This window comes from Peptococcus niger (genome assembly GCF_900101835.1).
GTDB lineage: Bacteria > Bacillota > Peptococcia > Peptococcales > Peptococcaceae > Peptococcus > Peptococcus niger.
This window is the reverse complement of record NZ_FNAF01000003.1, coordinates 21,134-37,350: the sequence shown is the minus strand read 5'-3', so window position 1 is coordinate 37,350 and position 16,217 is coordinate 21,134. Positions and strand designations below refer to the sequence as shown.

The following is a 16,217-nucleotide window of genomic DNA, read 5'->3' as shown; positions in this document are numbered from 1 at the left end:
CAGGAGCCAGGGAGGGGACCAGGGGATTATGTTTCACTCGCTTATCTGAGGGCATGAAAAAGCCTCCCCTTTCTTGGCATCCAAGAAAGGGGAGGCGGTTCAATGCAAGAGGGTATTTTCTACTTAGACTGGGATCTTATCGCTTTGGCTAAAAGCCAAGGCCTTATAAAAGCTTAGATAAAGGTCTTACCGTTAAGACCGGTCCAGTGTTCAGCTTTACCGTCTTTATCGCGGGTAAAGTCATGGCCCATGGTGGCTTCCATGACCGGTTCAAAGAACCAATCGCTGCGGCCAACATCGCTAAACCGGATAACTTCGGCGCGGTGAGCGTCGATCCAGTCGAGGTCTGCGTAACGGTTGAGCATGCGGTTGGTGATGGAGGTCACTTCTGCCCGGCTGATGGCTTTTTCAGGGCGGAAGGTGTTGTCCGGATAACCGGAGATCCAACCGTTGGAGGCCGCCAGGCGGATGGCCTTGTAGCCCCAGTGGCTTGCATCCAAATCGCTGAAGCTGAGATCTTTTTCTTCAGTGAGCGCGGCAAAGCGAGAGGCGATGGAGGCAAATTCTGCCCGGGTAATGGGCTGGTTGGGTCTGAAAGTTCCATCCGGATAACCGGAGACAATGCCTTTTTCAACAGCATAGCCCACCGTATCTGCATACCAGTCGCCGGCGTAAATGTCGCTCAAACCGGAACTGTAGTGGAGCCACTTAACAGGGCGGTCTTTCAAGAGACGGGTAAACATGGTGGCCACCTCAGCCCGGGTCATGCCCCGGTTGGGCGCAAAGGTCCCATCCGGATAGCCAATGAGGTACTGGTAGTGGTCATCCTTGTTCAAGTCCCCTTCCGACGGTTTTTCCGGCGTCGGCTTAGGCGTAGACGGAACGAGGACGCCGCCACTGCCGCCACTTGAACCACCGGAACGTCTACCAGGTTTGGTTTCTTTTTCCGTATATTTGGCGGTAATCTTATCACCATCTTTGTATTGGATGGCTTTTTCGATGGTAGTATCCCATCCGGTAAAGGTGTAGTCTTTGTCGGGCGTAACATCCGGTGCCTGATCCTTAAGCACAACGGCCTTCTTCGGGTTGACGTAGTAGACAGTTTTACCGTTTAACCTACCGTGCTCACCCTTTTCAAAGGTGACGGTGATATAGCCTTCGGGTTTGTCGTTTTCTGTTCCGTCATCCTTTGTCTTCGGGATGACATCGTTTTCTGATTGATACTTCGCTGTTACAGTGATGTCGCCTGTTATCGCTGTCGTATCCTCTTTGTCCCATCCGGCTGACGTGAAACCTGTTGCCGGCTTGATGGTGGGATGGATTACATCGGCCAATGTCTTTCCGGCAGTCGGATTGACGTAGTAAACAGTTTGTCCTTCGAGACTTCCGTTCGCACCCTTGTTAAAGGTAACTGTGACGTAGCCGTCAGGCTTGTCCGATCCATCAGTTTTTTCCTGAGGAATAATATCACCGAAGGAATCGTATTGTGCCGTAATGGTCGTGTCTTCAGTAAATGTTTGCGTTAGGGCCTTATCCCAACCTTCATGCTTCCAGCCCGATGCCGGTGTCACAGCAGGAGCCGGTACGGTCACTTCTGTGCTGGGCTTGACATAGTAGACGGTCTGGCCGTTTAGTTCACCATGATTGCCCTTCACAAACGTGACGGTGAGATAACCTGCCGGCTTATCGCTGCCGTCGGGTTTTCCTTGGGGAATCACATCGCCGATTGTATTGTATTTCGCCTTGATAACGTCCTTATCCTTGTATTGAATTGCTTTTTCGATTTGGGTGTCCCAGTCTGCAAATTCAAAGCCGGTGTTGGGTGTTACTTTTGGTGCTTGGTCATTCAACACGACTGCCTTATTCGGATTAACGTAGATGACTCTCGTTGTCTTGTCAGTTCCTTCTATCTTACCGTTCGTTTCCGTAGAGAATGTAACGCTAATGTAGCCGTCGGGCTTGTCGGTACCGTCCTCTTTTTCTTGGGGGATGACATCAGCGAGCGGTTCATATTGTGCCTTAACCGTTTTGTCGGCTGTTATTTCGAATGTGTCCGGAGTATCCCAAGCATCTGCATCGGCTTTTTGCTTCCAGCCGGTTGCCGCTTTGACTTCTGGTTTTTTGATTAGGGTGTCACCTAGCATCTTCGCAGGGTCGGTCTTCGGATTGACGTAGTAGACCCTTTGGCCTGTGATTTCTTTTCCCTGCTCGCCTTTGTCGAAGGTGAGGGTGACATAGCCTTCGGGCTTGTCGTTTTTCGTGCCGTCGTCATTGGTAGCAGGGATGATGTCCTTTTGGCTCTTGAAGCTACCCTTGACCGTCGTTTCGTCCAGATATTTTGTCGGTGTCTTTGTGTCTTTATCCCACTTGTCGAACATGTAGCCGGTGTCGGCAATCGTATCGGGTTGAGGAATGGTCACGTCTTGTTTCGGATTGACATAGTAGACCGTTGTTTCGCCGTCTGCTATCGTTCCGCCTTTACCTTCGATTTCAAAGGTGACCATCACATAGCCGTCGGGCTTCTTCGTATTTTCATCGACTTTAGGAATCACATTGTTCACGACGGTAATGGGAACTTCGACAATCGTCGTCTTACCATTGGGATACTTCACTTCAACCTTGGCTGTTGTTTTGCCTGCCTTATCTACAGAAGGTTCACCGCCTGTAGCATAATTGATTGTCGTATTTTCAGGCAGCTTATCCTTGTTCTTAATCAGTGTATTCACATCAGGTGTCTCACCGATGGGCGTTACCACATTATCTTGTGCGAGCGGCAACGGCATGACGTCGACAAGTTTCAAGTTGTACTTGGCAGTAATCTCTGTATCTTGGATAAACTTACCTTTGATGTTTTCATCATTCCAAGAAGCGATGGTGCCTCTGGTTACCGTCCAGCCCGCGAAAGTGTAATCATAGGTGATGTCGTTGGCATCTTTAACCTTTGTTCCCATCGGCTTATCCGTAATGGTGACTTCCGTATCGGCTTTGACCCAATAGGATTTTTCTGTCGCAACCGTGGCCTTATCCGTGGGAATCAACTTCACGGTGACATAACCTTCCGGTCTGTCTTCGCCTTCCTTGGCAGGAATCACATCCTCTAATTTTTTGAAACCAAACTTAAATTCTGCGTTTGCGTTGAAGGTTTTCTTGAAGTCAGTGGAATTCCAGCTGCCGCCTTTTTCCGTATAACCGATATTCGGCTTTTTAGTCAAATTATCGGCGATTTGGGTAAAGTCCGCTTCCTTGTTCGGGTTGACGAAGTAAGTCGTCGTTCCTTCCAGGCTCCCGTTTCCGTCTGTGGTAAAGGTGACGGTGACGTAGCCATTGGGCTTTTCGGAATCGTCGGACTTGGTTTTGGGAATGATGGTGGCTTTCTCGGTATAAGTTGCCGTAATTTCATAGGTCGGGTCACCTGCCTTTGCCGTAACGGTTAAAGACTTATCCCATTTATCGAATTTATAGCCGACATTGGGTTTCACCGCAGGCGCGGGGATATTCACTTCCACACCAGGCTTGATCCAGTAAGCTTGTGTGCCTTCCAACGCACCATTGGTGCCCGGCTTAAATTCAACTTTTACATAACTGGCGACTTCCGTTGTGGAAATATTGCCCGGGTCGTTGTAAAGGGCCGTGATTTCAGCGCCGTCTTTGTATTGAATGGCTTGGTCGATGGAGACATCCCATCTTGCAAATTTATAGCCGGTGTTGGGAACAGCCGTCGGGGCTTTTTCCTTAAGAACCACTGCCTTGTTGGGGTTGACGTAGTAAACTGCTTGGCCCGTCAATTCTTTCCCGTGCTCACCCTTTACAAAGGTGACGGTAATATAGTCTTCGGGCTTTTCCGACTCGTCATCCTTTGTCTTGGGAACGACATCATCGATGGAATCATATTTGGCCTTCACGGTTTTATCGGCTTTTATTTCGAAATCATCTTTTGTATCCCATCCGGTAAATTTATAGCCGGTTTCGGCTTTTACTGTCGGTTTTTTTATTAGGGTGTCGCCTAATTTCTTAAGCGGATCGGCTTTCGGGTTGACGTAGTAGACCGTTTTGCCCGTGATATCTTTTCCATGGTCGCCCTTATCGAAAGTGACGGTGATATAGCCGTCGGGCTTAGCATTGGGTGTGCCGTCGTCCTTTTTGCTCGGAATAATATTTTCAAGCTTTTTGAAGTTCCCTTTGACTGTTGTGTCTTGAGAATATTGAGCTTTTTTGCTTGTATCAGGATTCCAAGTTTTAAATTCATATCCCGTATTAACTAAAGTTCCTGGCTGAGGTATTGTCACATCTGTATTTGGTTTTACAAAGTAAGTGATCGTTTCACCATCAACAATCTTTCCAGCTTCTTTGCCATCTAACTTTTCAAGTTCAAAAGTAACTTTTACATAGCCAGCTGGTTTTTCTGAGTCATCATCTTTTGTTTTTGGAATGACGTCTTTCAGTCCGTTAAAGGAGCCGGTGATGGTTGTGTCTTCTTTGTAGACCGTGGGGATGGTCGCATCTTTGTCCCATGCGCCGAACTCATAGCCGGTGTTGGCCTTGGTCGCCGGCGGATTGATGGTGACATATTCCGTGGGGTTTACATAGAATTTTGCAACGCCTGTGACTTTGCCCTTGGCTTCGTCGCCGATTTTTACAACAAAAGTGACTTCCTTGTAGCCTTCGGGCTTGTCATTCGGATTTCCCTCGCCGTCTTTTTCCGGAATGACCGGATCCAGCTTCGTCGCCTTAGCTGTAACAAGAATATCCGCTTCTGCAATCGTTAGCGTATCTTCCTTGTCCCACTCTTTAAACTTGTAGCCGGTTTCTTCTTTGTATGCCGGTTTTACAAGATCAGCATTTCCAAGCGTGATGCCTGCGTTTTTCTTGACATAGTAGGCTTTTTGTTCCGTTAACTTTAAGCCCATGTCCGCTGCAAAGGTAACTCTTACATATCCCTCGGGGCGAACCATGGGATCGGGAACACTCGGATCGTAGGGGATGATGTTCTTTGTTTCCTCATAAGTTGCGGTGATTACTGTTAAATCATCAGTAAACTTTTGCCCAGTACTCGGAGTATAAACTGCTCCCTTAGCATCTGCTCCCATCTTCCATTCTTTAAATGTATAGGTAGCTTTAGCTTCCGGGTCTGCAATAGGAATTGTTACATCTTTTTTAGGATTTACATAGAAAATCTTTTCTGTTGTATCTTTTGCCTTATCTGTCGGCACAAATTTTACTTCAACATAGCCCTCCGGCTTTTCATTTGGATTACCAGATCCATCTTTTGCCGGAATGACATCAGGAAGTTTTTCGTAGTAAATCTTAATTGTTGCCTTATTGTCTAAGGCATATTTTGAATTTACAGGGTTTAGTTCAATTCTATTGAATTTATAGCCTATAAGCTTAGGTGCGTTGTCTTTTGTAAATACATCAGATGCAATTGCTTCACCTAATTTGCCTTCTTTTTCTGTTGGATATTCTACTCCGTCGATCTTAAATTCATCGGCAATAGGCTTGCCATCTAGGTCAAGATATTTAACAAGAGCGCTGGCTTGTTCATAGTGGGCATAGAAAGTTTCCGGTACATAACCGTTATCAGGGTCTGCTTCCCAATCCCAGCCTTTGAATTGAATTTCGTAATCATCGGCAGGTTTTGTTCCATTTGTCTTAGCATTTTGCCATTCTTTAAAATCAAAGCCATCTTTTGTTGGGTTGCTGTATGCTTTTTCAAATTCATCCTTGACTTCTTTAAATGTGACTTTTTCAACAGTAGCGTCGTTTCCGTCAAAGTATACATAGACAGTCTTTTGAGTTGCTGTGTCTGATTTAAATTCACCGCCGTTAGCATCAAAGACAACTGGGAAGTAAACCCATGATGTTGATTTGTCATCTGTGGTTACTTTTTTTGTGTATTGATACGTTATTGTATCGGTTGCAGGGTCATTATAATGTTGACTTTTAATCGCATCTCTACTTGTATAGATGTAGCCCTTGAAAGCAGGTCCTGGTGTAGGATATTCTTTCTCAGTGGCAAGAGCACCTGATTTACCTTCTTTTGTTGAAGGGTAATCTACTCCGTCTACATGGTACTTAGAGTCGATTTCTTTGCCGTTTTCGTCAACATATTTGATGTTGATTATACCTTGCTTTTCTTTTTCATATTGGGCTTCAATTGTAGATGCTGCTGCAAATTGATGTCTGTCTCTAAGTGTATAATCAGCACCCTCACCACTTGCAGTATCTGCCTTCATTGTCCATTTGGCAAAGACATTGCCGTCAGTTCCTGTTGGGTCTTCTCCAGGTATAACAACTTTTGCAGCTGGATTTACATAGTAGTAAATCTTTTGAGGGTCAGTTGCCTTTTTTGTGGGATCCAGGGTTACTTTTACATAATCACCAGGAACATATATAGGTTTGCCTTCTTTGGTCTTGGCTTCGTAAATGTTTTTTATAACCTTAATGGGAATATCCACGGTGCGACTCGTGCCATTTGCGTAGGTAACTTTTGCCTTTACCGTTTCTACTCTTGTAGGTTCACCCTTAGGATTATCTTTTTCTTTTAATTTTTCATATAGATAATCTTTTAATGTTCCATCATCTATTTCAGCTTGAGTAAATGCAGTTTGACCATCATCTTTTAATATTTCAAAAGTATCATCAGCTGCTAATGGTTGTGGATCTCCATTTGCGTCTTTGATCTTTACTTGTCCCTTTAAGGTGTCAAGTGGTGGAATAAAGTCATTGACATATTCTGTTGTACCATCTTCCTTAAAAGATTCATTAACTGTAAGTTCTTCTGCTGTGATTGGGTTATTGACCCAAATTGCATAGAAAGTCTTTGCTTTCGTGATGTTTTTAAAGTCTGCATCAGTAGCAGGGGTTTTCCCGTCAGTAGTTGTCGACCAGCCTTTAAAAGTTTCACGATCCTGCGTGGGTTCTTCCGCCTTGTCCGTCAACGTGCCGTCGTAGTCCACTTCCTTGACGATTTTTTGGTCGGCACCTTCTTCAGTAATAGAAGCAAACTTTCCGCCATTGGCATCGAAAGTCACGGGGATGATCTCCGTCATGGTGAGCTTACCGCCGTTGATGACGTCGTAGGTGAAGGTATACCTGTAGGTCTTTTCCTTGTAAGAGATTTTTTTATTATCTCTATCAAGTACATAGGTATCCGTCGAGTCAGGATCCGGATCTGCTACATCAACCTTTGGTGTTTTTTCAAGATCTGCCGCCCGATACTCAGAGTATTCGCCGGGATTATTTGGATCGAGTTGGTCGTTTCTTATGATGGTTTTTCCCGTGTCATTGCTCGGGAATTTAAAAATCCCATACATTTCAGGGTCGGTTTCATTCCCCGGCAGGAAAGAGCCTTCCACCGTCGGACGGTCTGCTTCTTCGACGCCGGTATTCCATTTGGAAGTAAATTTCGTCGAAGCAATTTGTTGAAGAGATAGGTCCAGATTAATGGTACCAACGATCTCTCCCGTAACAGGATCAGGTTCTCCGAAATAGTATTTTTCTCTCGTACCGAAAAATCTAGCGGTGAGCAATTTGACATGGTCCGATACGTCTTCATCGAGAAGCACTTCGTATTTAAAGGGCTTCAATTCTTTTGAATAGAGAGGAAGCTTGGTCGGTTTTCCTTGGTCGTCGGACCATGTGTAAGTTCCGTCTTTATCAACTTTTAAAAAGAACTTAACTCCGGTTCTCGTCGACGTATCGTAATCAATTTGTTCAAAAACAATTTGTGCTTTATTGGTTTTACCGTCTTGGTCTTTGCCAAAAACTCCTCCCCAGTCAAATTTTCCTCCGTCAAGCCCTTTAGTTGAAAAAACAGCATTTACATTTGCGTAAATAAGCGGTTTTTTATCGTTATCCGGGTCTTGACCGGGGAAATAGGGAGAGCTGAATAGCCGCGCTCCCCCCGGTACTTTTCCTCCTTTTGACTGTAACTTTTTTTGTCTATTCACCTCTTGAACTATCTTTATACTTGGCTGCGGGTAGGATTTAAGGTCCATCTCTCCCACCTTAACCATCTTCTTTTGCTCAGGAGGTTTTTCCTTCGCAACCCCTGCAACTGGCATCACGGTTTGAAGAATCATAACAAGAGCCAGTGCAAGTGTAAATATCCTTTTTTTCAAAATGTCGCTCCTTATCTAACCGTGTATTCTCTTACGTCAGATTTCAAATCGCCATTTGTTGCAAAAACACTAATCATGTCTTTGCTTTGCAATTTAATGCCTTGTGTGCTCAGGTCAAAGCAAGTGATTTCTTTTTCAACGACTTTTCTTCTTACCCTTGTCTTTACTTTCATTTGAACGGATTTAAATTTATATTCTTGTCCGCCTCTAGTTAGGACAAGGTGTCCTGTCGCTCCATCTGTCAAGTTCGCAATTTCAACAAACCCAGCTCCTGCGCTTGGTGCTTGTACCTGAATGTCCGGTGCGCCGGACTTTTTAGAAGTTATGGTTGAGTCATCCTCAAACTTAGCTTTAACTTGCCCTTGGTCTAGGTTTATATCCCATCCATTGAAGTTATAGCTTTCGTCGGTTTTTACAACGAGCGGTGGCTTAATGTTAACTACTTCACTTTTTTTGACATAGAATTTTGAATCACCCAACATATATGCTTTGGTTGAATCAACTTCGAAAACAACGAGGACCATGCCGTCCGGCTTGTCTTCTTGAAGTTTGTTGTCGGGCGTGACTTTCGGATCGACGGGGATGACGTTGGCTTCGGGCTCGTATTGGGCGGTGAACTCAATGTTTTGTTTGTTCAGTTCTAGCGCCTTATCCCAGCCGCCGTTCGCGTCCTTGGCCTTGTAGTATTTTGCAGGGGCGATACCCGGGACGACGAGGCTGTGTTTTACAGCGTCGTCGAAGGTGTAGTCTTTCGCCACTTTGTAGGTGACTTTTTCGAGGTTTTCGGCTTGTTCGTCTTTAAGGTTTCCGTGGTTGCCCTTAAGGAAGGTAACTTTAATGAAGTGGTCTTGATCGACGGGGTCGTTTTCGCCGATTTTTTCAACGGCTTTTTCCCATTGGGCGACGAGGGTCACGTCACTATTGACCGGTGTGTTTGCCGGATCGAAGGGCTCGGTTCCTGCTTTCCATCCGGTAAAGACGTAGCCTTCGCGTTCGGGATCCGTAATATTTCCAAGGGTTTTGCCATGTTCAACTTGTACAGGATCTTTCACGGTCTTGTTATCGATGGTGCCTTTGTTCAGGTCGAAGATCACGGTGTGGGTTCCGACGTTCCATTGGGCGATAGCGGTGGTGTTTTCGTTTAAGGTGACTTCGTCGCCTGCTTGATAGGTGTTGTCTCCGATTTTCCAGCCTGCAAAGACTGCATTTGCTTTTTTAAGTTGGTCGGGGCCTGCCAGTCTGACGGTGGTTCCGTGATTTACTGTTGTAGCTTTCGGTACGTCACCGGTCACATCTTCTCCGCCCTTGTCATAGGTCAAGGTGACTTGGCCGATGGCGAAGTGGGCTACGTGTTCACGATCGCCCTTAATGGGATTGGTGTAGTCGATTTCTTCAACCCAGCCGGTGAATCCGTAATTGTCACTAGCCTTTGCGTCGGGAACGATCAACTCGTTCGTAGCACCTTGTGTTGCCTTGTCTTTGTCAACCAATTTGATATTTGCAGCGGGGTTGACGTAATAGGTTTTGTCACCGCCGACAACTTCGCCGTTTTCTCCGGCGATAAATTTAACGGTGACATAGCCTTCGGGTTTTTCCACGCTATCGTCGGTTTTTTCGACGATGTCTTTAGACTTAACGAAGTTAAAGGTGTAGGTCTTTTCGTTTTCAATCTTTTCGGCTTTGATTTCAGGTGACCAGGTTCCGCCGTTTGCCGTGTAGCCAACGCCGGGGGTCTTGGTAATCTTGTCTGCCGACTCGGTCATATCGACTTCTACTTCGGGGCTGACGTAGTAGACCAGGTCACCGGATACAGTTCCGCCTTCGCCTGCTGTGAAGATGACTTTGACGTAGTTTTCGAGGGCATCTTTCGGCTTTTGTCCGCCCGGTGCTTCGGGAATGATGTTTTTGTGAACTTCCACTGGGATGACGACGGGGTTTTCGTTTGAGCCTTGGGTGGATCCGTCTTTGTACTTAATGGTTACTTTTGCTTCTTGCTTACCCGGTTTTGAAGGATCCGGCCTTTCAACGACTGTTATCGACTCAATCTCTTTATTCTCCGGCGGAGTAATTTTATCAATTAAGTCTTTGTCGGTGATTTCTTTACCTTCAGGTGTGTCAAGCTTTTCTGTCTTAATGGGCTTGACGATGGGTGTGGCGGCAAATCTCTCAAAGTAAGAGGCTTCGATGACGGTGACTTTGTCAGTGTATTTATTCTTGGCCAGGTCGATTTCTACTGCCGGTTTGACTTCTGTTAATTTGTCATCGGCTTCGCCGGCCTTAACCTTTTGCCATTGATTAAAGACATAGTTGACTTTCTTCTTGCCGATTTTCGGCAAATCTACTTCTTGGTCCGTTTTTCCTTCGGGCTTCGGAACGTCAATGGCTACATCTGTCGCGGGGTTGACCCAGAAGGTTCTTTCGAACTTGCTTTCGTCTTTTGCCTTGTCCGTGGTCCGAACAATGACTTTCACGTAGCTTTCCGGCACATTGGGTTTGTCTTTGCCTTTTTCTTGTTCAACCACATCTCCGGCAAAGCCCGGTGTGATGATGGTATCTTCGGTAAACATATGACGTTTTGTAAAGTCAAAGACGCCATCTTTTTTGCCGTCTTCATTTTGGACATCTTTATCTGCTGTCCAGTTGGTAAATCTCGAATTGTCTTTTGTGTCAATTTCAGGAATTTCCACCCAAGCCTTGGGGTTGGCGTAGTAGACTTTTGTATCTTTGGATTTCAAGTCTTTTGTCGGCGATACGGTGACCTTGACGTAAGCTTTCGATTCGGTGTCGCTTAAATAGTCTTTCAAGCCGCCTTTTTCGGCAGGCAGTTTTTCCGCATCGGAGAGGTAGATGGGTTTGTCGCCTTCTTTGTTCAATGCTTCGTAGACGTTTTTGTAGACGGTGATGGGGATCGTCAGTTCTTGCGGGTCTTTTCCGTCTTTGAAGGTGACTTTCACCTTGATGTTTACGGTGCGAACAACTTCATCCTTGTCCGCCGCTTTCTTTTCGTTGACTAAGTTAAAGATATCTTCGTTTGTCTTCAGTTCATTGCCTGCTTCATCGAAGAATTCGATCGTCGTTCCGTCGGGAATGGGTTTAACCTCATCCTTTTCTTTCCAGACGAGTTGCTTCTTCAAATCCTCAATCGTCGGAGCAAAGGCATTGGTCCATTTGCCCTTGGGATCCGTGTAGGATTCGGTGCGTACCATTCCTTTTGCTGTGAGTCCCGACCAGTCGAAGTAGGCGGTGAAGGTGTAGTCCCTGTTAATATCGGTTTGGTCGTTGAGCCACTTTTCATTATCCCAGTCTTTAAAGGTCTTGCCTTGGTCGGGGGTAATGTAGTAGCGGTTTGCTTCTTTTACCTTGTCGTTGCCCTGGTCATCTTTGCCGTCTTTCCAAATGATGGGGTGGGGCAGGTTGTTGGACTTAAGCCCCTTGATGACGTCGTAGTGGAGTTCGGTCACTTCTTTGCCATCTTTGTCCTTAAAGACGCCGCCTTTGTGCTTGTCGTCGATTTTGAAGGTGACGCGAACGTAGCCTTTCGGCGGTTCTTTGTCGCCGGGCACTTCGATGACGCGGGCGTCTTTATAATAGAAGTAAATTTCATCGGAACCTGTGCCGTTGATGCCCAAGAATTCGTTGGTGTTTTCGTTGACATCGTAGAAAAGTTGTTGTTGGGGCTTGCCTACTAAGGTCCAACCGGGAATGGGTCGGTAGTTTCTGGCATCGTAGTGGCGGCATTGGCTGGTGACATCTTCCTTGTTGATGACTTTATATTTGTTAAGGATATCTTCCAGCTTGCCTCTGTTGGCTTCAAACTTCGCCTTGTTTGCAGTATTTGCCTCTAAGAGCGCATCGTCTGTTAGGCCTTTGGTGTCTGTAAGATCCAAGCCCTTAAAGAAGGCTTCAACTTCCGCCTTGCCCCGTTCGTCAATGTAATTGACCTTGTAGTCCCGGGTACGGAAGGGGCGGTAGTAGAATCTAAAGATGTTTTCGGGATTGGGCTTGTAGACAGGGTTTTGGTCGGTGCCTTCATTGATATTGTCTTGAACTCTAAAGGATTGGAAGAAGGTGTTGTTTAGCTTAACACGCTCGTTATATTTTTCGTATTCCGGCTTTAAGTCATGCTCTTTTGTTCCTGTTACCTTGCCTTTCGAATCCTTAATTTGTTCAACCCACTTGCCGTCGAGTTTTTCCATTAACTCGGCGTTGTTGGCTAGGATCCAATGCTCGTCTTGTCTTTCCCCTGTGGCGGGCACGTAGTCGCCGACGCGTTTGTAGGCGAGGTTGTTGGGAACCGGGTTGGGGTACTTCGATGTATCCAGGACGAGCTTTTCGCCGTTCTCGGTTTTTTCATTCTTTAGGAAGTAGTGCAAGACCTCCACTTTGGCCCGCTTGTTTTCCACCCAAATGGCCTTGAGGTAAATGGGGGATACCACATCGGTGCCGAAGGAGTAGAGCTCGGGTACCTTGTATTTGTCGCGATAAGAATTGTCTTGCTCGTTGGTATAGTCTCCGCCGGGCGTCCTTTGGTAGCGGACAACTTCCCAGCCCAAAAAGTCGTAGCCGTAGCGTTCCGGTTTCGGAAGCTTTTTCAGCTTTTGTTTTTGGACTACGGTAAAGACTTGAGGTTTATTTTTATCCTCTGTCGGCAGGTCTTTGCCCTCATAACCTGCTACGGGATAGGTGTTTTCTTCTTCACGACCGATGTCCCCTTCTTTGATGGTTTTCTTTTCGGTGGTGAGGCTATCCGGGTCAATGGCGGGAAGTGTGCCGCCATTGGGGTCGACGGTGACCTTCCACTTGTAGTCCGGTTCGTCCCAAATGGCATAGAGGTTCATCGGGTGGAAGGGCATGGTTTCGTCCTTGTTTTTCCAGACCATTTTTTTGCCCGCGGGGTCCATGGCCCAGCCTTTAAAGACCATTTGGTCGGAAAGGCCTTCCGGTCGTTTGACCCTGTAATGGCCTTTTGCATCTTGGAAGAACTTATTCGGGTCGTTTTTGTCTTTTTGCAAAAGGTCTGTAAGGCCTAATTTGAATAAGTTGTCCGGATCGTCTAATAAGTTTTTCGGACCTTCCTTGGTGCCGACCTTCTGGTACTCATTTTTTTCGTCTACGTCAGGACTTAAGGCCTTGAGCGGGAATTCGTAGAAGGTTTCCAGTTGGTTGGTTTTATTAAATTCGCTGTCGCCCTTAATCTTGGTGGGGTCTGTGTTAAATCTTAGGGGATACTTGTTGCGGGTGTATTTGAATTGAAGGTAGCCGTTTTCTTTAAATTCTTGACCGCCGTCCTTTACGTCGCCAAATTCATCGGAATCGCTAAAGAAAACGGGGATAAAGTCCAGCTGGCCGATGGGTAATTTGATGCCCTGGTTGTTATAGTAGGTCCCGCTATGGTTGGGGGTGATTTCGTCCCGATCGTCGTTTAGTTCATTAATGCCATCTTCATCCACGCGGCCGTTTTCCTCACTTCCCTCTTCAATGGTCGGCCATTGTTTTTTAGGATCATAGCCATAAGGGGTAAAGCCTGTAACTATGGGGTACCGGTGGCCATAGTCCGGGCCAGCAGTATCTGCCTTGGTCCGTACCAGGTCGTAACGGATAATGGTTTCGCCTTTCTTAAAGCCGTCCATCCAAAAGTCCATGTGGTGGGGGATGGAAGGATGATCCTGTTTGATGCCGAAGGAAAGGGTTGTAAAATCGGACCACTCTAAATCGATGGTTGTTCCGTCGCCCTTGTCTATGTGCTTCACATAGCCGCCCCATTTAGTGTAGTTTTCCATGTCGAGGAACTCATCGGCATTGAGTCGATAGGGGGGCGTGTCTAAGTGAAGGGGCCAGTTGGGCGTAACATAGTTTGGTCCCCAACCAAAGCTTTGATAGCCGGGCGTAAAGCCTTTGGTCTGCTTGGCATCGTTGGGCCACTTATACATCATCTCGTTGAATCTGGCCTTGTAGTGGTAGAGATTGCCGGGACCGCCTAACATCACCGATTCTCCCTTTGCCGGATCGTATCCCCAAATTTCAGGGTAGATGGTATTTTTCCCAGGTTGTACATTGGACTTGGTAAAGTAAAGATCGTAGACCTGGCGGTCGTAGTAGATGTTGTAGACGGTTTTGCCGGTGGCGGATACGGCCTTTGTCATAGTTGGTGCGTTAGGGTCTTTGTTTTGCTCGTCGGTTAATTTTTTGTTGTAGACAAAGAATTTATTCAGATAAAGGTCATGGCCACGATTGAATTTTTCGCCGTTCCAGATTTTTTGTAGTCGCGTTTCGTCCAGGTCGGGGAAATTTAATCCCGGTAAGGTTTTTGTGACTCCATTGACTTGAATCTTTACCGGTCCCGGCTTCTCATCTTTTAATTCGGGTCTTTTGCCCGTAGGTTCTTGTTCATAGACCCGGGTGCCCATGTAGTCATACTTATTTAAAAGGGAGGCATTTTCCGGGTGGTCTGCCTTTTCCGCCCAGAATTGGATGGCGTAGTCTGCCTTTTCCTTGTCTTTCCACACGGCGGTGAAGGTGAGCTTTTCTCTGGGAATGGATTTGCCGTCTCCCAGCTTCATGGCGGGCACCTTAAGTTGAATGTCTGTGGCATTCTTTCCTTTTACAGGATCGCCGTTTTCTACGACAAGCTTGTTTTGACCATCTCTTTTGTAGTAGATATTACCCAAGTCGACGACGGCATGGTCATTGGCATCTTTAATGATCTCACCTTTTTTATATATTTTTCCGTCTACCCCTTCTAGATCGCGGGAAGGTATCCAGCCTTGGAATTCGCAGCCGATCTTGGTGGGAATGCTGTTTTCATCGATTTTGGGGATTTCTTGGTCGTAGTAATAGGTGCGAGTGGGCAGGGGGGTGCCGTCTTGGGTGTCGAAAACCACGTCGTAGGCGGCCCGATTGTAGCGGTACTCGATTTTAAATTTCGAGGTGTCTTCCGGTACTTGGGTCTTTAATTTTTCTACCTGAGGTTCAAAGCCCGGCCGTTCATCTTCTTGCAGGGGTTGCACTTCCAGGGTAGACCCGGTGTTGCCGCTCAGGATTCTGATATTTTCGTGGTCGCGGACGAATTCTTGGTATTTTTTCTTTTGATCCGGATCTTTTAAATCATACTTTGTTTCTGTTCCGTCTTTGTCGATGACGGTGCCGTCGTTTTTGGTGATGGTGCCGTCTTTATTGGTAAACTTGTTAAAGTCTTCCATGTTTTGGAACGTATGTTTTACTTGAATGTTGTTTTGAATGGCCGTGTATTGGTATTCTCGAAGGGCCAGGAATTTGTCCCCGTTATCCGTGGTTTTGTGGCCATATTTTGCCGCATCGACAATGCCTTTATAGGAATTGGTAAAAGATGTTTCTCCCTCGGGCATTTGGTAACCCGCCATGTTGGGCAGGTCGATTTTCTTGTTGACCTTGGCTTTTTCAGCTTGATTAGCCGCTTCCCCCACGCTTGCCACATAGGGCTGGTAGTTGACGCTGTACTTTTCACCTTTCTCCGCCTTGTAGTCCGTCCGCAGGGTGTAGATGGCCGGCAGCGCGGGGTTTTCCACAAAGTCTTTCGCCGTCTCGTCTTCTTTCGGCCTTGCAATTTGCACCGGGGTCAGGCTGTTGACGAACTTGGCCTTGTCACCGGCGATGTCGTTGTGGTTTACCTTCACTGCCGGGTTCTCCTGGGCAAAGGCCGGGTCGGGCAGGGGCAGGGATGTCGCCAGCAGCGCTACGCCCAGGAAGCCGGCTAGCGCCCGCGTCATGGACTTCTTTACTTTCTGTTTCCAATTGTTGTTCATCTTCAACCTCTTTCTGCAATTTCTTTCTGACATTGTGACCTCTGGTAGTAACCGTCGTTTATCATTAAATTTTATGCCTTTATTCAAGCGGATATAGCTAACTTTATTATATATGTTTCTATGCTATTAATTCAAGCCAATTTCCGGGTTTTAACATTTTGCTTTTTTAATAGGTCCATCCTTAAAGAATTTTTTTAGACACCTATCTTAAGTATACCCTATAGGCTCAGTAAACAAAAGGCCCTGGCGGATAAATTTACAAGTCCCTCGGCCATTGATAAGCCGGTCAAGGCCCACTTGGACGGTTTCAGACAAG

2 protein-coding genes are annotated in these 16,217 nt (G+C 46.4%); both read right to left on the bottom strand.

Features of this window, described 5'->3' with window-relative positions; genetic code table 11:
- Positions 1-173: 173 nt before the first annotated feature.
- Complete coding sequence (locus BLQ16_RS03105) at positions 174-7,949, bottom strand: S-layer homology domain-containing protein (protein WP_159427964.1); 7,776 nt, start codon at positions 7,947-7,949, stop codon at positions 174-176.
- A 182-nt stretch (positions 7,950-8,131) separates the two neighbouring features.
- Entirely contained in the window at positions 8,132-15,901 is a 7,770-nt protein-coding gene (locus BLQ16_RS03100) for an InlB B-repeat-containing protein (RefSeq protein WP_200781869.1), read from the bottom strand.
- Positions 15,902-16,217: the final 316 nt, after the last annotated feature.

Coding starts and splice junctions, on each gene's coding strand:
- BLQ16_RS03100 (WP_200781869.1), bottom strand. CDS start 15,901: ATGAACAACAATTGGAAACAGAAAGTAAAGAAGTCCATGACGCGGGCG.